Annotated in this window: 18 protein-coding genes; 4 read left to right on the top strand and 14 right to left on the bottom strand. The window is 74.5% G+C overall.

The window, feature by feature from the left end; genetic code table 11:
• Nucleotides 1-4 precede the first annotated feature (4 nt).
• Both HCJ94_RS22905 and rpsT read left to right on the top strand, forming a co-directional pair.
• Complete coding sequence (locus HCJ94_RS22905; protein WP_168003101.1) at nt 5-1,159, top strand: aminoglycoside phosphotransferase family protein; 1,155 nt, start codon at nt 5-7, stop codon at nt 1,157-1,159.
• A 329-nt stretch (nt 1,160-1,488) separates the two neighbouring features.
• Nucleotides 1,489-1,755, top strand: coding sequence for a 30S ribosomal protein S20 (gene rpsT / locus HCJ94_RS22900; protein ID WP_168003100.1), 267 nt, complete (start codon nt 1,489-1,491; stop codon nt 1,753-1,755).
• Between the two features lie 157 nt (nt 1,756-1,912).
• Here the strand turns inward: rpsT and HCJ94_RS22895 are convergent, their stop codons facing one another.
• The 9 genes from HCJ94_RS22895 to pepN form a co-directional block, all read right to left on the bottom strand.
• Nucleotides 1,913-2,353, bottom strand: a complete 441-nt coding sequence (locus HCJ94_RS22895; protein ID WP_168003099.1) for a hypothetical protein — start codon at nt 2,351-2,353, stop codon at nt 1,913-1,915.
• Nucleotides 2,350-3,330 (bottom strand): DNA polymerase III subunit delta, encoded by a 981-nt coding sequence (holA, locus tag HCJ94_RS22890; protein ID WP_168003098.1) that lies wholly within the window; start codon nt 3,328-3,330, stop codon nt 2,350-2,352. Before holA ends, HCJ94_RS22895 begins: the two co-directional genes overlap by 4 nt.
• 573 nt (nt 3,331-3,903) lie before the next feature.
• Entirely contained in the window at nt 3,904-6,294 is a 2,391-nt protein-coding gene (locus HCJ94_RS22885) for a ComEC/Rec2 family competence protein (protein WP_168003097.1), read from the bottom strand.
• A complete protein-coding gene (locus HCJ94_RS22880; RefSeq protein WP_373684420.1) occupies nt 6,291-7,100 on the bottom strand; it encodes a ComEA family DNA-binding protein in 810 nt (269 codons plus the stop codon). The genes HCJ94_RS22885 and HCJ94_RS22880 overlap by 4 nt, the downstream gene beginning before the upstream one ends.
• A 444-nt stretch (nt 7,101-7,544) precedes the next feature.
• On the bottom strand, nt 7,545-8,411 hold the full coding sequence (locus HCJ94_RS22875; RefSeq protein WP_168003096.1) for a DegV family protein: 867 nt from the start codon (nt 8,409-8,411) through the stop codon (nt 7,545-7,547).
• A gap of 116 nt (nt 8,412-8,527) precedes the next feature.
• Nucleotides 8,528-9,154 (bottom strand): histidine phosphatase family protein, encoded by a 627-nt coding sequence (locus HCJ94_RS22870; protein ID WP_168003095.1) that lies wholly within the window; start codon nt 9,152-9,154, stop codon nt 8,528-8,530.
• Nucleotides 9,151-9,552 carry a ribosome silencing factor gene (gene rsfS / locus HCJ94_RS22865; RefSeq protein WP_168003094.1) on the bottom strand — a complete coding sequence of 134 codons (402 nt, stop codon included), beginning with the start codon at nt 9,550-9,552 and terminating at the stop codon, nt 9,151-9,153. The genes HCJ94_RS22870 and rsfS overlap by 4 nt, the downstream gene beginning before the upstream one ends.
• Before the next feature lie 110 nt (nt 9,553-9,662).
• Complete coding sequence (nadD, locus tag HCJ94_RS22860) at nt 9,663-10,259, bottom strand: nicotinate-nucleotide adenylyltransferase (protein WP_168003093.1); 597 nt, start codon at nt 10,257-10,259, stop codon at nt 9,663-9,665.
• A gap of 83 nt (nt 10,260-10,342) precedes the next feature.
• Entirely contained in the window at nt 10,343-12,859 is a 2,517-nt protein-coding gene (gene pepN, locus HCJ94_RS22855; protein WP_168003092.1) for an aminopeptidase N, read from the bottom strand.
• Nucleotides 12,860-12,927: 68 nt separating this feature from the next.
• Here pepN and HCJ94_RS22850 point away from each other — a divergent pair, with 68 nt between their 5' ends.
• Nucleotides 12,928-13,146, top strand: coding sequence for a DUF397 domain-containing protein (locus HCJ94_RS22850; RefSeq protein WP_168003091.1), 219 nt, complete (start codon nt 12,928-12,930; stop codon nt 13,144-13,146).
• Nucleotides 13,147-13,152: 6 nt separating this feature from the next.
• Here HCJ94_RS22850 and HCJ94_RS22845 read toward each other — a convergent pair whose 3' ends face one another.
• The gene (locus tag HCJ94_RS22845) at nt 13,153-13,539 is read right to left on the bottom strand and encodes a hypothetical protein (RefSeq protein ID WP_168003090.1); all 387 of its coding nucleotides are present in this window, start codon (nt 13,537-13,539) and stop codon (nt 13,153-13,155) included.
• A gap of 196 nt (nt 13,540-13,735) precedes the next feature.
• Here HCJ94_RS22845 and HCJ94_RS22840 point away from each other — a divergent pair, with 196 nt between their 5' ends.
• The gene (locus HCJ94_RS22840) at nt 13,736-14,983 is read left to right on the top strand and encodes a cytochrome P450 (protein ID WP_168003089.1); all 1,248 of its coding nucleotides are present in this window, start codon (nt 13,736-13,738) and stop codon (nt 14,981-14,983) included.
• A 41-nt stretch (nt 14,984-15,024) separates the two neighbouring features.
• On the opposite strand, the gene HCJ94_RS22835 is transcribed toward HCJ94_RS22840, so the two are convergent.
• The 4 genes from HCJ94_RS22835 to HCJ94_RS22820 form a co-directional block, all read right to left on the bottom strand.
• Nucleotides 15,025-16,194 (bottom strand): zinc-dependent alcohol dehydrogenase, encoded by a 1,170-nt coding sequence (locus tag HCJ94_RS22835; RefSeq protein WP_168003088.1) that lies wholly within the window; start codon nt 16,192-16,194, stop codon nt 15,025-15,027.
• Nucleotides 16,191-16,826, bottom strand: coding sequence for an SRPBCC family protein (locus HCJ94_RS22830; RefSeq protein WP_168003087.1), 636 nt, complete (start codon nt 16,824-16,826; stop codon nt 16,191-16,193). The genes HCJ94_RS22835 and HCJ94_RS22830 overlap by 4 nt, the downstream gene beginning before the upstream one ends.
• A gap of 199 nt (nt 16,827-17,025) precedes the next feature.
• On the bottom strand, nt 17,026-17,676 hold the full coding sequence (locus HCJ94_RS22825; RefSeq protein ID WP_168003086.1) for a DUF3618 domain-containing protein: 651 nt from the start codon (nt 17,674-17,676) through the stop codon (nt 17,026-17,028).
• Nucleotides 17,673-18,101 (bottom strand): phage holin family protein, encoded by a 429-nt coding sequence (locus HCJ94_RS22820; protein ID WP_168003085.1) that lies wholly within the window; start codon nt 18,099-18,101, stop codon nt 17,673-17,675. Before HCJ94_RS22820 ends, HCJ94_RS22825 begins: the two co-directional genes overlap by 4 nt.
• Between the last annotated feature and the right edge of the window lie 15 nt (nt 18,102-18,116).

Raw genomic sequence — 18,116 nt, 5'->3', positions numbered from 1 at the left:
AGGGGTGACCAGCTCACCGCCGTACCCGACGACCGCCCGCCGGCCCGGGTGGTCGGAGCTGCCGGTCGGCCTGCGGGCCGCGCTCGCCGACCGGCTCGGCGCCCCGGTGGTCGGGGCCACCGCCGCCGCCGACGGCTTCACCCGCGGGTTCGCCGGGGTGCTGACCGCCGCCGACGGCGGGCGGGTCTTCGTCAAGGCCGCGCCCGGGACTTCCCACCTGACCGACTGGTACGCGCGGGAGGCCGCCGTCCTCGACCGGCTCCCGCCGGGGGTACCGGCACCCAGCCCGCGCTGGACGCTGCACGAGGCGGGCTGGTTCGCGCTCGGCCTGGACGTGGTCGACGGGCACCCGCCCCGGCGGCCCTGGGAACCGGCGGAGCTGGCGACGACGCTGGCCACGTACGCGGCCGTCGCCGCCGCACTGGCCGAGCCGCCCGCGGACCTCGCCGCGCTCGACCCGCCCCACCTGGCCGACCTGGCCCGCGACGACATCCTCCGCTGGGGTGACGTGGCGGCGGGCCGGGAGCCGGCGCCGGCGCTCCCCGCCCACCTGGAGCGGCGGCTGCCCGAGCTGGTCGCGCTGGAGTCCCGCCTCCCGGTCTACGCCGCCGGGGCGACCGGCCTGATCCACGGCGACCTGCGCCCCGACAACGTCCTGCTCGACGCGGACGGGCGGGCGTGGTTGTGCGACTGGACCTGGCTCTGCCACGGGCCGGCCTGGTTCGACCTGGCCACCCTGCTCCTCGGCGGCTACGCCGACGGGCCGGAGGCGGTCGTGTCCGGGCCGGAGGCGGTCGTGTCCGGGCCAGAGGCGGTCGTGTCCGGGCCGGAGGCGCTCGCTGCTGGCGGCGGGACGGACTCGGTCGTTCCCGCTGGCGGGGCGCTCGCCGCCGGCGGCCGGACGGAGGCGCTCGCTCCCGCTGGCGGGGCGCTCGTTCCCGGCGCCGCCGCGGGGCTGGATGCCGCCTTCGCGGCGCACCCGGCCGCCGCCGACGCACCGCCGGACGCCCTGGACGTCACGCTGGCCGCCCTGGCCGGCTACTTCCTCACCACGGAGTCGATCACGTCGCCGACCGCGACCGAGCGGCTGCCGGTCCACCAGCGCCGCAGCGGCGAGCAGGCGCTGGCCTGGCTCGCCCGCCGCCAGGGCTGGACGTGAGCCGTCCGCGCCCGGTCACCTCGGGGTGGCGTGACCGCCGGCGCCTGGTCACCTCGGTGCGACGAGAACCGCCCGTGCGTAATGACCTGGCGTGACGCCCCTTCCCGTGCCGGCCCTGCCGGGCGTGGTCGCCGCTGGTGCCCGCGTCCTTGGTGCACGTCTGAGCCGGCGTTGTCGTGGCGCCCCGAACGCCGACCGGCACGAGTGGCCGGGAGGCCGTTTTGGCCCGTCCCCAGGCGACCTGGTAACCTGGCTCTTCGCGCAGCGATGACGCATGCTCGCGGCGCGTGGAAGCAGACCAACCCGAGCTATCAAGACGAGGCTGTCGCGTGGCGAACATCAAGTCCCAGATCAAGCGCAACCGGCAGAACGAGAAGCGCCGGCTGCGTAACAAGTCGGTCAAGTCGTCGCTGAAGACCGCCATCCGCAAGTTCCACGAGGCCGCCGAGTCCGGCGACGTCGAGCAGGCCACCGTCCTCATGCGGGAGGCGACCCGCAAGCTGGACAAGGCCGCCAGCAAGGGCGTGATCCACGCCAACCAGGCCGCGAACCGCAAGTCCGCCATCGCCAAGCGCGTGGCGTCCTTCTCCGCCTGACGCGGCGCCTGAAGACCTGACCGGAAGCCCCGGGCGACCCGCCCGGGGCTTCCGCCTGTCCGCACCCGCGCCCAGGGCGCGAACCGCGCCACCGGATCACCGTGCCCCGAGATCTCAGCGCGTGGCGCGAGCCGCGCTCCGTCTTCCGCGGTGCCGGTCAGGGTGCGGGTGGGGATGTCGGTTCGCGTAGCGAGGGCGGCAGGGGCTCCTCCGGCGTGGACGAGACGACGACGCCGGGCACGCTGTGCCGGATCCAGTCGACGCGGGCGGTGCCGACCGCCGGTTCCATCTGCCGCCGGAAGCGGTCCCGCTCCTGCTCGGGCACGAGCGCCGCGGAACGGACGACCCGGGCCGCCACCAGGTCGTTGAGCTTCACCATCACCGCGACCGTCGCGGGCAGGACCAGCACGGCCCACCAGGTGACCAGCTCGGCGAGGGCGAGCAGCGTGGCGAGGGCGACGGAGCCCTCGAAGAAGATGAAGCAGAGCACGCCACCGGGGTTGACGAACCGCAACCCGAGGACGCGGGCGTAGAGCGGCCGGTAGCGCTCCTCGTCGGCCACCACGGTGGCCCACGTCCCGCGGGTGGCTCCGGTCACCGGGCGCCACCCTGCCGCGCGGCCGCGACCGAGAAGACGGCCTTCTCGAGGGCGTACGCCCGGTCGTCGGAGCCGCCCTTCACCGCCGCGTTGCACTCGGCGGCGGCCTGCATGGCGTGGACGAGCCCCTCCGGTGTCCAGCCCCGCGCCTGCCGCTGCGCCCGCTCGATCTTCCACGCCGGCATGCCCAGGGTGCTCGCCAACTGGTACGGGCTGCCCCGCCCGGCGGAGGCGACCCGCGCCACCGTGCGTACGCCGTCGGCGAGGGCGTCCGCGATCGGCACCGGGTCCACGCCGACGTGCAGCGCCCAGCGCAGCGCCTCCAGCGCGGCCGGCACGTCCCCCACCATCGTGGCGTCGGCGACCGTGAAGCCGCTCACCTCGACCCGACCGCGGTAGTAGCGGGCCACCGTGTCGGGGCTGATCTTCCCGTCGGTGTCGGCCATCAGCTGGGAGCAGGCGGCGGCCAGCTCGCGCAGATCGGTGCCGACCGCCGCGATGAGCGCCTCGGCGGCGTCGTCGGTGCACCGGCCGCCGGCCCGGCGGATCTCGTCCCGTACGAACGCCACCCGCTCGCGGTGCCCCTTCAGCTTGACCGCCGGGACGACGGTCGCGCCGGCCGCCTTCAGACCGTCCGCGAAGGCCTTGCCCTTGGCGCCGCCCAGGTGGAGCACGACCAGGTGCACGTCCGGGTCGGGGTTCTTCGCGTACGCAAGCAGCGCGGTCGTCAGATCCTTGCGTGCGTCCTGGCCGGACCGCAGGACGAGCAGTCGCCGCCCGCCGAAGAGGGACGGGCTGAGCATCTCCGCGATCTCGCCGACGGTCAACGAGCCGGCCTGGTACTCGCGGACGTCCACGTCGGGGTCCATGCCGCGGGCGCGGGCGATCGTCTCGGTGACCGCGCGCGTGGCGAGCAGCTCCTCGTCGCCGAGGACGAGCACAATGGGAGCGAGGCTGGCGGCGGTCACGCCGCCCATATTCGCACGGTCGGCCGCCGGTGCCAGCCTGGTCGTCCGGACTCCGATGGCGGACCCCGCACTCAGCGCAAATCCCGACATTTATCTCCGGTCATCGCAATTCCGGCAACAAACCCTTCGATGCGGGTGCGGCGTGATCCGGTCCGCCGTGTCGACCACCGCGGAGTTCGGCCGCCTGCTCCACGCCCCGGCCGTCGCCCCACGTCGGTCTCTGTCACCACCGGCCCGCGTCACTGCGGCCCTGCCTCCCGCGATGGGCGAATGGTGCCGGTTGCACCCACTGCATCGATGTCCCAGAAGCGGCCGAAGGCGTTGAGTCGGTCGACGATTATCCGGCCGATCTCAGCCGGAATATGAGGGTCAAGGGTCATTTTCCCGCCGACGGGCTCCGCTCCGAGCAAGGCTCGGGCGAGCACGATCGGGACTCCGCTGGCCCAGGCCTGCGGACTGCACGCCGTCGGGTAGGGCACGGCGAAGTTGGTCTGGCTCCGGGGATGGCCGGCAAGTGCCTCCGGTAGCCGGTAGTCGAACTGCGCGTTGTCCGGCCCGCCGTGGACGGGCCGTGACGTCGCGCTAGGTGGGAGGCCGAAGCCGGTTCCCCCGCACGACGACGGCGAGACCCGACGGCCGAACCACGGCCGCCACGTCACCGTCGACGTCGGTACGCAGCACCCGCGCACCGCCCCGCGCGAGGCGGCCCAGCACCGCCGGGTTCGGGTGCCCGTACGTGTTGCCCGTCCCGACCGGGACGAGGGCGACCGCCGGTCGGACCGCGTCGAGGAAGGCTGGATCCTGGTACGCCGACCCGTGGTGAGCGACCTTCAGCACGTGCGCCCGGAGCCCGCCCGGCGGAGGGCGGTCGAGCAGGGCCCGCTGCTCCTCCGTCTCCGCGTCGCCGGCGAGCAGGATCCGCACCCCGCCGACCGTGGCGAGCAGCACCAGCGAGTTGTTGTTCGGGTCCGACCGGGTGCCGCGCAGCGGGTAGGGCGGCCCCACCACGGTCAGCTCGACCCCGCCGGCCCGGTAGCGCCAGCCGGCCGAGGCGGACAGCAGGTCGGCCGAATTGGCTGCGGCCTCCGCCCGCACCTGGTCCCGCCCGGTCGCCGGGTCGGGCCACGACGGGGTCAGGACGGCGGTGACGCGGCGCCCCCGGAACACGCCCGCGACACCGCCGGTGTGGTCGACGTGGAAGTGGCTGACCACGAGCAGCGGCACCTCCCGGACGCCGAGCCCGCGCAGGCAGCGGTCGGCCGCGCCGGGATCGGGCCCGGCGTCCACCACCACCGCCCGACCCGGCCCGACCGGCAGCACCACCGCGTCGCCCTGCCCGACCGCGCACGCGGCGACCACCCAGCCGGCCGGTGGCCACCCGGACGCCACCAGCCGCACCGGTAGCGCACCGAGCACGGCGGCGACGACCACCACGGCCACCAGTTGACGGACGACCCGACGCCGGGCGGCCGTCAGCAGCGCCAGGGTCAGACCGGACAGCAGCAGCGCCCCGGCCAGGCCGTCGGGCCACGGCAGCGTCCCCGCGGGTACGCGCGCCCCGTGGTGCGCGACGGTGACCAGCCACCACGCCGGCCAGCTTCCCAGCCACGCGAGGAACCCGGCCCCGGCCGGCCAGAGCGGCGAGAGCGCCGCCGCCACCACGCCGAGCACCGTGGCGGGCGCGATGGCGGGCACCGCCAGCAGGTTCGCCGGGACGGCCACCAGGCTGACGGTGCCGGAGATCCCCGCCACGACCGGTGCGCAGGCGAGCTGCGCGGCGGCCGGCACCGCCACCGCCTCGGCGACGCCGGCCGGCACCCGGCGGCGGCGCAGCGCGTCCCGCCACCGCGGGGCGAGCAGCAGCAGCCCGCCGGTGGCGAGCACGGAGAGCGCGAAGCCGGCGTCACCGGCCAGTTCGGGGTCGAGGAGCACCAGTACGGTCACCGCCGCGGCCAGCGCGGGCAGCGCCGCCCGGGGCCGGCCGGCCGCCAACGCGGCGAGCCCGATCGCTCCCATCGTGGCCGCCCGGACCACGCTGGGCGACGGGCGGACCAGAATCACGAAGCCGACCAGCGCGACCCCGCAGAGACCGGCGGCGAGCCAGGGACCCGCCCGAGCCCAGCGGGCGAGCAGCAGCACCGCACCGACGATGATCGCCACGTTGGATCCGGAGACGGCCGTGAGGTGCGTCATCCCGGTGGCGAGGAAGTCCTCCTCCACCATGGGCGGCAACCGGCTCGTGTCACCCACCACGAGCCCGGGCAGCAGGCCGCCCTGCTCGTCCGGCAGCGGGTCGCAGGCGTCCTGGAGACCGGTGCGTAGCGCGCCGGCGGCCCGCTGGGACGTCGGCGGTGCGCCGTGCTCGCCCGGAGGCCGCGCCGACCGGAGGACGGCGGCGGTCAGGTCACCGCCACGGGGAGCGGACAGTCGGCCGTCGGCGGTCAGCCGCTGCCCGGGTAGCAGCCCTCGCCAGGCCGAATCGGTGGCGAGGACGAGAACGCGCACCCGCGCCTCGACGCTACGACCGTCCGGCCCGATGAAGCGGGTCGACTCCACCGGGACCAGGAACATCGCGGGACGTCCGGGGACGCCGCGTACCGCTCGCGGGTCGTCACGGACGACCAGGTCGGCGGTGACGGTGGCGCCGGCGTCGACGAGCGCGCGGATCGGCGGCGCGTCCCGTACGGCGACCCGCGCGGCGGTGGCGCTCGCCCCGCACACCACGCCGAGGAGCACGGCGACGGCGATCCAGCCGTGACGGCGCACGGGCGCGGCCGCCGGCCGCCCCAGGTGGCCGAGCAGGTGCAGCGCGCCGACGCCGGCCGCCACGGCGGCGACCAGTGCGACGAGGAGCGTCGTCCGGGCATCCAGGTGCAGCCCGGCCAGCGCCGCGAGCCACGCGGCGACGGCCAGGCCGGCGAGCCGCAGATCCGGCACGGCATGGGTGCCCGGCGGTTCACGGTGGCCGGTCACACCGTCACCAGGTCCTTGAGCTGCTCGTACCGCGCGTCGCCGATGCCGTCGACCTGGCGCAGGTCGCTCACCGACCGGAAGCCGCCCTGCTGGTCCCGGTGGGTGAGGATGCGCTGCGCGAGCACCGGCCCGACCCCGGGCAGCGCGTCGAGCTGCGCCAGCGTGGCGGTGTTCAGGTTCACCTTGCCGCCCGCCCCGGGCATCGCACCCAGGTGCGGCCCGGACGGTGCCGCGCCGGGCGGTGCGGCGACGCCGACGAGGATGAGCTCCCCGTCGACGACCTTGCGGGCCGGGTTGAGCAGGGCGACGTCCACGCCCGGTAGCGCACCCCCGGCCGCCTGCACCGCGTCGGCGACCCGGGCACCGGCCGGTACGCGCACCAGCCCCGGCCGGCGGACCTTCCCGGCGACCGCCACCACCAGCTCCGCACCGGCCGTCGGCGACGGCTCGGACCCGGCCGGGGCTGGAGCGACCGCCGACGTCTCCACCACCGGCGTGACCGGCTCCGCCTGCGGACGGGACCGCCAGGCCCAGAACGCGGCACAGAGCACCACCAGCACGGCGACGACGGCCAGCGCCCGCACCCCACGCCGTCCCGGGTCGAACGCCCCCGGCCCCGCCAACGCCCGGCCGGCGCCACCCCCCGACCGGCCGCTCCCGTCGGCTGTCCATCCCTCGTCGTCGGCGGTCGTAGAAGGCATGTCGTCCGGGTCGCTGACCGGCGGCGCGTCGTCCGCATCAGTCAAGATCGCCGGCGCCGCCCCGCCGAGGCGCGGCCGGACGACAGCGAGCGGTCCGCGCTGGATCCACGGCCGACCTGGACGGACGCCGGACCGAGAGCCGGCCGCGAGACCCTCCACGCCGGTCCCGTCGTGAGCGGTGTCCCCCGGGGAAGCGGCGACACCGTGGTGTATCGACGTGGCGACCGGCGGATCGCCCACGCGGAGCCGGTTGGGGACGGCATCCGCCGGCTGACGGCCGATGCCATCGCCCGGCAGGACGTCGAGGACAGGCTGGTGTGGCGCGGCGGAGTCGTCCCCGTCGCCCATCGCCAGCGGTAGCACGCGGTGCAGCCGCTCCCGTACCACCGTCTCCTCGTCGTACGACACGGCGTGAGGCTAGGCCGCGACGGGCGGCGAGCGCGGCCCGTGACCTCCGCATCTGTGGACAACGGCGCCACTGTGGACAACGCCCTGATCATGCTGCCGGTGTGGTATGCGGGGCAGCGCACCGGCGCTATCGCAGCATTGTCAACGCGCCGTCGCTGCCGGTGGGCGGCGGTGCACGACCACGCAGGCCAGGCCCGGTCCGGCGTGCGCGGCGACCACCGCGCCGGCCTCGGAGACGTACGTGTCGCGCAGGCGGTCGCCGAGCCGGGTGGTCAGCGCCTCCCGGAGCGCCTCGGCGCGTTGCGGGGCGGCCAGGTGGTGCAGGGCGAGGTCCACGTCCGCGTCGCCGGCCGCCTCGACCGCCAGGTCGACCAGGCGCGCAACGCCACGGCTGGCGGTGCGTACCTTGTCCTTGAGGACGATCGCGCCGTCCGGCATGTGCATGATCGGTTTCACCGAGAGGGCGGTGCCGAGCAGCGCCGAGGCTGCGTTGATCCGACCGCCCCGGCGCAGGAACTCCAGCGTGTCGACGTAGAAGAAGACGGTGGTCCGGACGACGGCGTCCTGCGCGGCGTCGCGTACCCCGGAGAGGTCGGCACCGCCCGCGGCGGCCGCGGCGGCGGCGACCGCCGGGAAGCCGATCCCCATTCCGCAGGAGCGGCTGTCCACCACCGCCACCCGGTCGCCGAGTTCGGCGGCGGCCAGCCGGGCGGCCTCGACGGTGCCGGACAGCTCCGCCGACAGGTGGACCGACACGATCCCCTCGGCGCCCTCGTCGAGGAGCCGGCGGTACGTCGCCGCGAACTGTTCCGGAGCGGGTCGGGAGGTGCTCACCGACACCCGCCGGCCGCTGAGCGCGCGGGTGGCGTCGGCGGGGAAGGTCTCCACCCCTTCCAGCCCCTCCACGCCGTTCAGGACGACGGTCAACGGCACCACCGTCAGCCGGTGGGCGGCCAGCGGCTCGGGGGGCAGGTAGGCGGTGGAGTCGGTGACGACCGCGACGGGCATGCCGGAACGCTAGCCGATCTCGGCGAGGATCGCCGAGGCCGGACCATCGCCGGTCCGGACGACCGGGCCGCAGCGACGACCGCCGCCTCGGGACGACGGTGGCGGTCCGGTCGGCGTCAGACCGGGTCGGCGACCGGCGCGGAGATGAACCCGACGTTGTGGGCCCGCAGGTGCCAGCCCCGGGCGTCGTCGTGGCGCAGCTCCGTCCAGTGGCAGTTCTGCAGGGAGCCGACCGTCCGCAGGACGCTGTGGTCCCAGCCGAGCAGCTGGCCCACGCCCTGCCGGGCGCCGCCGCCGTGCGTGGTGACCACGACGGTGCCGCCGGGCACGGCGTCGGCGGCGTCCTGGAGTGCCGCGCCGACGCGCTTGCCGAGGTCGTCCAGCGTCTCGATGCCGGCGCCCGGGTCGGGGTCACCGGCGCGCCAGCGGGCGTACTCGTCCGGGTAGCGCTCGGCGGCGTCGGTGAGGGCGAGCCCCTGCCAGAGCCCGAAGTACCGCTCGCGCAGCCGCGTGTCGGTCCGGACCGGCAACCCGGTCAGCGCCGCCAGCGCGGCGGCCGTGTCCGCGGCGCGGCGCAGGTCGCTCGCGACGATCGCGTCCGGGCGCAGCGCGGCGAGCAGCGGCGCGGTGGTGCGGGCCTGCTCGCGCCCGAGGTCGTTCAGCGCGACGTCGGTCTGCCCCTGGACGCGGCCGGTGGCGTTCCAGTCGGTGTTGCCGTGCCGCCAGACGATCAGGCGGGTCATTCGGCGGCGGCGCCGGACTCGGCGGCGGCGAGGTCCCGGTCGACGAACGGGATCTGCGGGCAGTCCTTCCAGAGCCGGTCGAGGGCGTAGAACTCGCGCTCCTCGGTGTGCTGGACGTGCACGACGATGTCGACGTAGTCGAGCAGCACCCAGCGGCCGCCGCGCTCCCCCTCGCGCCGGACCGGCTTGGCCTTCTCCGGCAGCTCGAGCAGCCGCTCCTCGATCGCGTCGACGATGGCGAGCACCTGACGCTCGTTGGGGGCGGCGGCGAGCAGGAACGCGTCGGTGATGGCGAGCTGGTCACCCACATCGATGATGACGATGTCCTGTGCCTTCTTGTCGGCGGCGGCCTGCGCGGCGGCCATCGCCAGCTCGTGAGCGCGTTCGGAAACTGTCACCGTTCTCCTTCGATCATCCGTGCGACCCCTCCAAGCCTCTCACACACGGCCGCGTTCCGACCGGTCAGTTACCGTGCGTCGAGGGCACGAACAACCGCATTCGGGACAGATCACGCCCGATAGAGTCGCCGCTTGGCGATGTACTGCACCACACCGTCGGGGACCAGGTACCACACCGGCTCACCCCGGGCGACGCGCTCGCGGCAGTCGGTCGACGAGATCGCCATCGCCGGCACCTGCACCAGGCTCACCGTGTCGGCCGGCAGGTGAGCGTCGGACAGGACGAAGCCCGGCCGGGTCACCCCGATGAAATGGGCCAACTCGAAGATCTCGTCCAGGTCCTTCCAGGACAGGATCTTCGCCAGGGCGTCCGCGCCGGTGATGAAGAAGAGCTGGACCTTGGGACCGTACTCGGCGTGCAGGTCGCGCAGCGTGTCGACGGTGTAGGTCGGCCCGCCGCGGTCGATGTCGACCCGGCTGACCTGGAAGCGGGGATTGGAGGCGGTGGCGATCACCGTCATCAGGTAGCGGTCCTCGGCGGGGCTGACCGGCTCGTCCGCCTTCTGCCACGGCTGGCCGGTGGGAACGAAGACGACCTCGTCCAGCCCGAAGCGGTCGGCCACCTCACTGGCCGCGACCAGGTGCCCGTGGTGGATCGGATCGAAGGTGCCGCCCATGATCCCGATCCGCCGGATGTCTTCCTCCACCCCGCGATCCTAGGCCGGGCCCCGCTCCGGCTGCCCTGGGCCCGTCCGGCCGGCGCGGGAGGACCCGCGCCGGCCGGGACCGGTCAGGCCGCGGCGGCGGCGACGGCCGTGCGGGCGACCAGGGCGCGCCGCAGGTCGTCGTCGGCGTCGACCACGCGCCGGCGCAGACCGGGCGTGAGGTCGTCGCGGGCGAGCAGCGCCGCGACCTCCTCCCGGGTGGTCTGCGCGACGGCGTAGCGCGGGAACGCCAGGGCCGCGATCCGGTCCGCCACCCAGGGCGTACGGCGCTGCGCGGCGGCCGGCATGTCCGCGAAGTAGCGCGTCACGTACGGGCTGGTCAGCTCGGCCTGCTCCGGCTGCCAGAAGCCCTCGGCCGTGGCTTCGACCAGCCGGTTGGACAGTTCGGTGTCGGCCACGACGATCTCCCAGGCGGCCTGCTTGGCGGCCGGGTCGGGCAGCGCGGCACGGCAGCGGGCGGCCCGCTCGGCGCCGGCGGCGCTCCGGTCCGCCGCCGCCTCGGCGGTGATCTCCGCCGGGCCCGCCGCCCCGAGCACCACCAGCCGGCCCAGCACCGCCCAGCGCAGTTCGGCGTCGACGGCGAGCCCCGGCGGCACGTCCCGGCCGGCCAGCCAGCCGGTCAGCAGGTCGGCGTCGGTGGTCGCGGCGATCCAACCCCGGGCCGCCGCGAGCTGCAACGACCCACCCGCCGGAGCGGTGTCCAGCAGCTGGCGGCAGGCACCGGCGACACGGACCAGCGCCGCCTCCCGGGCCAGCGGGTCGAGATAGCGGTCGACCAGCGAGCGGCTCAACGTGAGCACGTCCTCGGCGATCACCACCTCGGTCTCCGCGGGCAGCGCGGCGGCGATCAGCCCCACCAGGGCGGCGACCGGTCGCTCCCCGTCGGCCGCGACGTCCAGCGCCTCGCCCCAGAGCAGCGCCCGCGCGAGCGGGTCCGCCAGGCCGGGCAGCACCAGCGGGACGGCGTCCGCCGAGGCCGGGTCGAGACGGATCTTGGCGAACGTCAGGTCACCGGCGTTGGGCAGCAGCAGTCGGGCGGCCGGGGCCCCGGCCAGCTCGGCGAGCACCGTCCGGCCGCCGTCGGCGTCCGGGTCCAGGTCGACCTCGGCGTGCGCGACGGAGCCGTCGGCCGCGTACCGGGCGACGCCGATCCGGTGCGGACGCAGCAGGGGGTGGGACTCGGGGGCGCTCTGCACCACCGCCACCTCGGTGTAGCGACCGTCGGCGTCGACGGTGACCTCGGCGCGCAGCGTGTTGACCTGCGCCGCGCGCAGCCACCGGTCGGCCCAGCCGGTCAGGTCCCGCCCGCTCGCCGCGGACAGGCTGCCCAGCAGGTCGGCCAGGGTGGCGTTGCCGAACCGGTGCTTCGCGAAGTGGGCGTTGAGGCCGGCCAGGAAGGCGTCGTCGCCGAGCCACGCCACGAGCTGCCGCAGGACGCTGGCGCCCTTCGCGTACGAGATGCCGTCGAAGTTGAGCAGGCCCTCGGCGGCGTCGCGCACCTCCTCCGGTGCGACCGGGTGGGTGGACGGGCGCTGGTCGGCCGCGTAGCCCCAGGCCTTGCGCCGCATGGCGAACGTCGTCCACGCCCGGTCGAAGCGGGTGGCCTCGGCGGTCACCCTCGTGCCCAGGTACTCCGCGAACGACTCGTTCAGCCACAGGTCGTCCCACCAGCGCATGGTGACCAGGTCGCCGAACCACATGTGCGCCATCTCGTGCGCGATGGTGGTGGCCCGCAGCTCGCGCTGGCTGTCCGTGACGGCCGAACGGAAGACGTAGTCGTCGCGAATGGTCACCAGGCCCGGGTTCTCCATGGCGCCGGCGTTGAACTCCGGCACGAACGCCTGGTCGTACTTGCCGAACGGGTAACGCTCGGCGAAGAGCTCGTGGAACCGGTCCAGGCACTGCTTGGTGACGGTGAAGACCTCGTCGATGTCGGAGTCCAGGTGGTCCGCGAGCGAGCGGCGGCAGAAGACGCCGAGCGGGACACCGTCGTGCTCGTCGCGCCGCACGTGCCAGGGCCCGGCGATCAGCGAGACGAAGTACGTGGCCAGCGGCGCGGTCGGGGCGAACTCCCACCGGCCGGGACGCGGGGTGGCGGCCAGCTCGCCGTTGGCGGCGACCGTCCAGTGCTCCGGGGCGGTGACCGTGAGGGTGACCGGGGCCTTCAGGTCGGGCTGGTCGAACGCGGCGAAGAGCCGCTGCACGTCGTCGAGGAAGGACATCGCGTACAGGTACGTCTCGCCGTCCGCCGGGTCCACGAACCGGTGCATGCCCGCGCCGGTGTTCGAGTACGCCATGTCGGCCTCGACCGTCAGCGTGTTGTGCTCGGCGAGGTCGGACAGCGGCAGCCGGTTGTCGTCCAGCGTGGCCGGATCGAGCTCGACGCCGTTGAGGCGGGCCGACCGCAGGGTCGCGGGCTTGCACTCGGCGAACGTGGCGGCACCGGGGGTCGCCCGGAACCGGATGGTGACGTGCGAGCGGAACAGCTCGCCGCCGCCGGTCAGGTCGAGGTCCACCTGGTAGGACTCGACGGTAATCACCGCGGCACGCGCGGTCGCCTCTACACGGGTCAGGCTCGGCATCCGCTTATCCTGCCCGATGGGGATTCCGACCTGCGCTCCCCCGACCTGCGGTACTGGAGGAATGGACCATGACGACGCACCCCAAGGGCGACTTCGACCTCTCCCGGGCGGTCTGGCAGCGCGCCGACGGCGACACCTCCGACGCCGCCGTCGAGGTCGCGTTCGTCGACGACCTGATCGGCATGCGCAACTCCGCCGACCCGGACGGGCCGGTGCTCGTGTTCACCCAGGCCGAGTGGGACGCCTTCGTCGCCGGCGCCCAGGACGGCGAGTTCGACCTCGACTGACATCGGTCAGTCACCGTCGCCCCAGCCGAGGCCGCCCGGGCCGGACGCGTGGTGGAAGCCGGGGTGGCCGGCCACGTCGACGCAGCGCTCGCCGTCCGGGCCGAAGGCCCCGCAGAAGAGCCGCTCGGCCCGGTGCCACGCGTCCGCCGGCGACAGGGCGGCCGCGCCGAGCACCACCTCGGGCCGGAGCAGGCTCAGGGCCTCCGCGTACCCCACCGCCAGCTCACGTGCCACGGACCCGCCGGCCGCGGTGAAGCCGAGGTGCACGGTGTAGAACCGGGCCGGTCGCGCCGGGCGGCGGCGCGGCGGCGCGAGGAGTGGGTGGTCGCCGGCCCCGCCGATGACCGGCCTCATCCGTCGCTGCCGCCAGTGCGGCGATCTGTTGTCCCGCATTCGCCCTCCCCGTGGCCGGCCGTCCGGCACCGCTCCCCGGAAGCCAACCAGGTTTCCGCGCCCGTGGGAGGGGCCAGCGCCGTACCCCGTGGGCCCCTCCCAGCGCGCGCCGCCGGTGATATGGACGGCGTGGTGGATTCAGGGGCGCTGGCCCGGGTAGAAGCGGTCGGGCGGACGAGCTGCGTCAGGAGGAGCGATGGCGACGATGCCGGTGGACCGCAGCCCGGAGAGCACCTTGTCCTTTTTGCGCTCCGGCTACCGGTTCATCAGTGACCGGTGCGACCGCTACGGCACGGACATCTTCACCACCCGCCTTTTGCTGGAGACCACCATCTGCCTGCGCGGCAGGCCGGCCGCCGAGCTGTTCTACGACACCGAGCGCTTCATCCGCGCGGGGGCGATGCCGATGCGGGCCCAGCGCACGCTCACCGGTGTCGGCGGGGTGCAGGGCCTCGACGGCGCGGCGCACGCCGTCCGCAAGGCCATGTTCGTGTCGATCATGACGCCCAGCGGGATCAACCGGCTCGGCCAGCTCTTCGACGACGAGTGGCGGGCCCGGATCCCGGTCTGGGAGCGCTCCGGGCCGGTGGTGCTCTACCCGGAGGTGGCCCGGATCATCACCCGGGCGGTCTGCGCCTGGGCGGGCGTGCCGCTGGCGGAGTCGCAGGTGAACCGGCGTACCGCCGAACTGCACGCCATGATCGACAGCGCTGCGGCGCTCGGCCCGAGCCACTGGAGGGGCCTGCTCGGCCGGGTCCGCGGCGAGCGCTGGGCCGGCGACCTGGTCGAGCGGGTGCGCGCCGGCACGCTGCCCGCGCCGGAGGGCAGCGCGCTGCGGGTCATCGCCGAGCACCGGGATGTCGAGGGCCGCCTCCTCCCCCGCCGGATCGCCGCGGTGGAGCTGCTGAACGTGCTGCGCCCCACCGTCGCGGTGGACCGCTTCGTCGTCTTCGCGGCCCTGGCCCTGCATGACCACCCCGCCTGGCGGGACCGGGTCGGCGAGAGCGAGGAGACCACCGAGAGCTTCGTCCAGGAGGTACGGCGGTACTACCCGTTCTTCCCGGTCGCCGCGGCCCGGGTACGGCGCTCCTTCGACTGGCAGGGCTACCACTTCCCCGAGGGCCGCCGGGTGCTGCTCGACCTGTACGGCACCAACCACCACCGGGCGCTCTGGCCCTCGCCGGAGGAGTTCCGCCCGGAGCGGTTCATCGGTTGGCGCGGCGACCCGTTCAGCTTCGTCCCGCAGGGCGGCGGTGAGCACCGCACCGGACACCGGTGCCCCGGCGAGTGGATCACCATCGCGCTGATGAAACGCGCGGTGACCAACCTGACCAGCGCCATGGCGTACGACGTACCGCCGCAGAAGCTGGCCGTGGACCTCGGCCGGATGCCGACGCTGCCGGCCAGCGGCTTCGTCGTCACCGGCGTCCGCCGCACCGCCTGACCCGCCCCGCGCCCCCGGTCGGGGCGCGCGACGCGGGCCGGTCAGGGATGCAGGACGGTACGGAGGCAGCCCTCCTCCTTCTTCTCGAAGATCTCGTAGCCGCGGGCGCCCTCGGTCAGCGGCATCGGGTGGGTGGCCAGGTAGCCGGGGTCGATCTCGCCGGCCGCGACCCGGTCCAGCAGCATGGGGATGTAGCGCTGGGCGTGCATCTGCCCCATCCGCAGCACGAGGGCCTTGTTCATGGCCGCACCCAGCGGAAACTTGTCGATCACCCCGGCGTAGACGCCGACGATGCTGACCGTGCCGCCCTTGCGGCACGCCATGATGGCCTGCCGCACGGAGGTGGGCCGGTCGGTCTGCATCCGGGCGGTCTGCTTCGCCTTGTCGTACGCGTACGCCGGGCCGACGTCGTGCGACTCCATGCCGACGGCCTCGATGCACGCGTCCGGGCCCCGGCCCGCCGTCATCTCCCGCAGCGCCTCCAGGACGTCGGTCTCCGCGTAGTTGACGGTCTCCACACCGAGCCGGTCGGCGGCGGTGGCCAGCCGTTCCGGCAGCCGGTCGACCATGATGACGCGCTCGGCGCCGAGCAGCTGCGCGGCGCGTGCCGCCATCTGGCCGACCCCGCCGGCACCCCAGACCGCGACCACCTCGCCGCCGGTCAGGCCGCAGAAGTCGGCGGCCATCCACCCGGTCGGCATCGCGTCGGAGGCGAACACCACCGAGTCGTCGGGCACCCCGTCGGGCACCTTGAACGCCCCGATGTCGCCGAACGGCACCCGCACGTACTCGGCGTGGCCGCCGGAGTAGCCGCCGGCGGCGTGCGAGTAGCCGAGGATGCCGGCGGGCGAGTGCCCCCACATCTTCTCGGCGAAGACCGGCTGGGGGTTGGAGTTGTCGCAGAGCGAGTACTGCTCGGTGCGGCAGTACCAACAGCCGCCGCACGCCACCACCGAGCCGACGACCACCCGGTCGCCGACGTTCAGCCGGCGTACGCCCGGCCCGGTCTCCACGACCTCGCCCATGAACTCGTGGCCGAGGATGTCGCCCTCCCGCGTCGCCGGCACGAACCCGTTGATGAGGTGCAGGTCGGAGCCGCAGACGCTGCTCGCCCGGACCCGCACGACGATGTCGCCCTCGGCGCGGATGTGCGGTTCCGGCACGTCGCGTACGGCCAGCTTGCCGACGCCCTCCCAGCACAGCGCCTTCACGCCCGTCCTCCCGCCATGAGCTTCTCCCGGACCTTGTCGGTGGCCTTCTCCTGTGCCGGGCTGCGCCCGGACGGGTCGCGCCGGGTGTCGATCACCTGGCCGCACTCGACCAGCGACTTGACCCGCCGCAGGGTGTCGCGCAGCGCCAGGTCCGGTTCGTGGCTGGTGGCCAGGCCGATCGCCCGGCGCAGCGGGCCGGACCGGTACCGCAGCTCGGCCCGGATCTCGGTGCCCCGACCCTGCGGTGCGGGCACCAGCTCGACCGTGCCCTCCTGTTTCGGCCCCTCGGTCACCCGCCAGCGCAGCCGGCCCGGCCCCTCGACGGTGATCTCGGCCCGCCACTGCGTGCCCACGCCACCGGGTTCGGTCGCCACGGCGCGCCACCGGTTGTCGTCGATCTGCTCCAGCGTCGCCCACTCCGCCAGCGCGCGGTCCATACGCCCCCGGTCGGTCCAGAAGCCGATCACCGCCTCCACCGGCCGGTCGACGGTCACCCCGCGCCGCACCACATACCAGCCGTTCCGCCGCTCGGGCTGGTGCCGGTGCCGCCGGCGGGCCACCGCGCGAGCGACGCCGACCGCCGTCACCGTGGTGGCGCCGAGCAGCGCCCACCTCGTTCCGTTGCTGGTCATCACGTCTCCTCCACCCGGGCGGCCCGGGGATGGGCCGCCCGCCTCGGGGCTGCGCTACCCGGGAGGAGCACACCGAAACGACAGACACCCCTCCTCCACCCCACCCCCCGATCTTGCACTTCGTGCCCGGTCATACCGGATCGAATTGGGCATTCGGGGGGCCCAAAGTGCAAGATCGCGGAGGGGAGGCGCCGCACGGTCAGTGGCGCACCTGTTCGCGGGACTGCTGGGCCTGGTCCTTGACGTCCTGCGCGGCGGAGCGCGTGTCGTCCTTGACCGTCTGCACGGCGTCCTGAGCGGTCGACTTCACCGACTCGGCGGCGTGCTGCGCCGGCTCGCGCAGCTCCTCCTTGACCTCCTGGGCGACCTCGGTCAGCTTCTCCTTGACCACACCGGCGTGCTCACCGGCGCGCTCCTTGACCTGCGTCGCCACCCGCTGCTCCCGCTGCGTGGCCGGGATCAGCGACGAGGCGAGCCAGCCGACACCGAACGCGATCAGGCCGGCGGCGAGCGGGTTGCCCTCCGACTTCTGCCGGATCGCCTGGGGCGCCCGGTGCGCGGCGTCGCTCACCGTCGAGGCGGCCGAGTGCGCCTTGTCGCTGACGGTGGAGGCCGCCGAGGACGCCTGGTCGCCGACGGCGTGGGCGCCGTGCTTCGTGCTGTGGCCGAGATCCGACGCGGTTCCCATCACCTTGTCCCTCACATTCTGCAGCGCGCCGCGGACCCGCTGCTTGCGGTCGTCGACGATGCGCGACGGGCTGACCTTGTACGCCAGCGCGTCCACATCGGAGCTCAGGTTGCTGCGGGTGGCTTCGATCTCCCGGCGGATCTGCTCCGGGTCCGTGCTCATCGGGTGACCTCCTGCGGGTGCGGCTTGAGCGCGTCGGGGATCCGCTGCACGCTCTCGTTGGTCTGCTTGAGGCCGCGGATACGCTCCGCGTTCTTCTTCGCCATGGAGTAGAGGACGGCGGCGATCGCGCCCCAGAGGACGGCCACGATCAGGGCCGCCCAGCCGGCGTCCATCACGTTGGACAGCCCGGCCCAGAGGGCGAGCGAGAGGAACAGGGCCACCATGTAGCCACCGAACCCGGCGCCGCCGAAGAAGCCGGCCGCCTTGCCCGCCTTCCTGCCCTCCGCACGGATCTCGGCCTTGGCCAGCTCCACCTCCTGCCGCATCAGCGTCGACAGGTCGCTGGTGACCTGGCGCATCAGCTCACCGATGGAGCTGTTGCGGACCTCGTCCGCGTCGTGCGGGTGATATCCCGGCGTGGTCATGCCGCCGCCTCCCTT

The sequence above is a fragment of the Micromonospora thermarum genome (assembly GCF_012034245.1).
Classification (GTDB): domain Bacteria; phylum Actinomycetota; class Actinomycetes; order Mycobacteriales; family Micromonosporaceae; genus Micromonospora; species Micromonospora thermarum.
This window is presented reverse-complemented; position numbering and strand designations above follow the sequence as displayed.

Bases quoted from the DNA above. Each gene is read 5' to 3' on its own strand.
- HCJ94_RS22825 (WP_168003086.1), bottom strand. From the start codon at position 17,676: ATGAGCACGGACCCGGAGCAGATCCGCCGGGAGATCGAAGCCACCCGC.
- HCJ94_RS22820 (WP_168003085.1), bottom strand. From the start codon at position 18,101: ATGACCACGCCGGGATATCACCCGCACGACGCGGACGAGGTCCGCAAC.
- HCJ94_RS22840 (WP_168003089.1), top strand. From the start codon at position 13,736: ATGGCGACGATGCCGGTGGACCGCAGCCCGGAGAGCACCTTGTCCTTT.
- HCJ94_RS22845 (WP_168003090.1), bottom strand. From the start codon at position 13,539: ATGCGGGACAACAGATCGCCGCACTGGCGGCAGCGACGGATGAGGCCG.
- HCJ94_RS22850 (WP_168003091.1), top strand. From the start codon at position 12,928: ATGACGACGCACCCCAAGGGCGACTTCGACCTCTCCCGGGCGGTCTGG.
- pepN (WP_168003092.1), bottom strand. From the start codon at position 12,859: ATGCCGAGCCTGACCCGTGTAGAGGCGACCGCGCGTGCCGCGGTGATT.
- HCJ94_RS22830 (WP_168003087.1), bottom strand. From the start codon at position 16,826: ATGACCAGCAACGGAACGAGGTGGGCGCTGCTCGGCGCCACCACGGTG.
- HCJ94_RS22875 (WP_168003096.1), bottom strand. From the start codon at position 8,411: ATGCCCGTCGCGGTCGTCACCGACTCCACCGCCTACCTGCCCCCCGAG.
- holA (WP_168003098.1), bottom strand. From the start codon at position 3,330: ATGGGCGGCGTGACCGCCGCCAGCCTCGCTCCCATTGTGCTCGTCCTC.
- HCJ94_RS22870 (WP_168003095.1), bottom strand. From the start codon at position 9,154: ATGACCCGCCTGATCGTCTGGCGGCACGGCAACACCGACTGGAACGCC.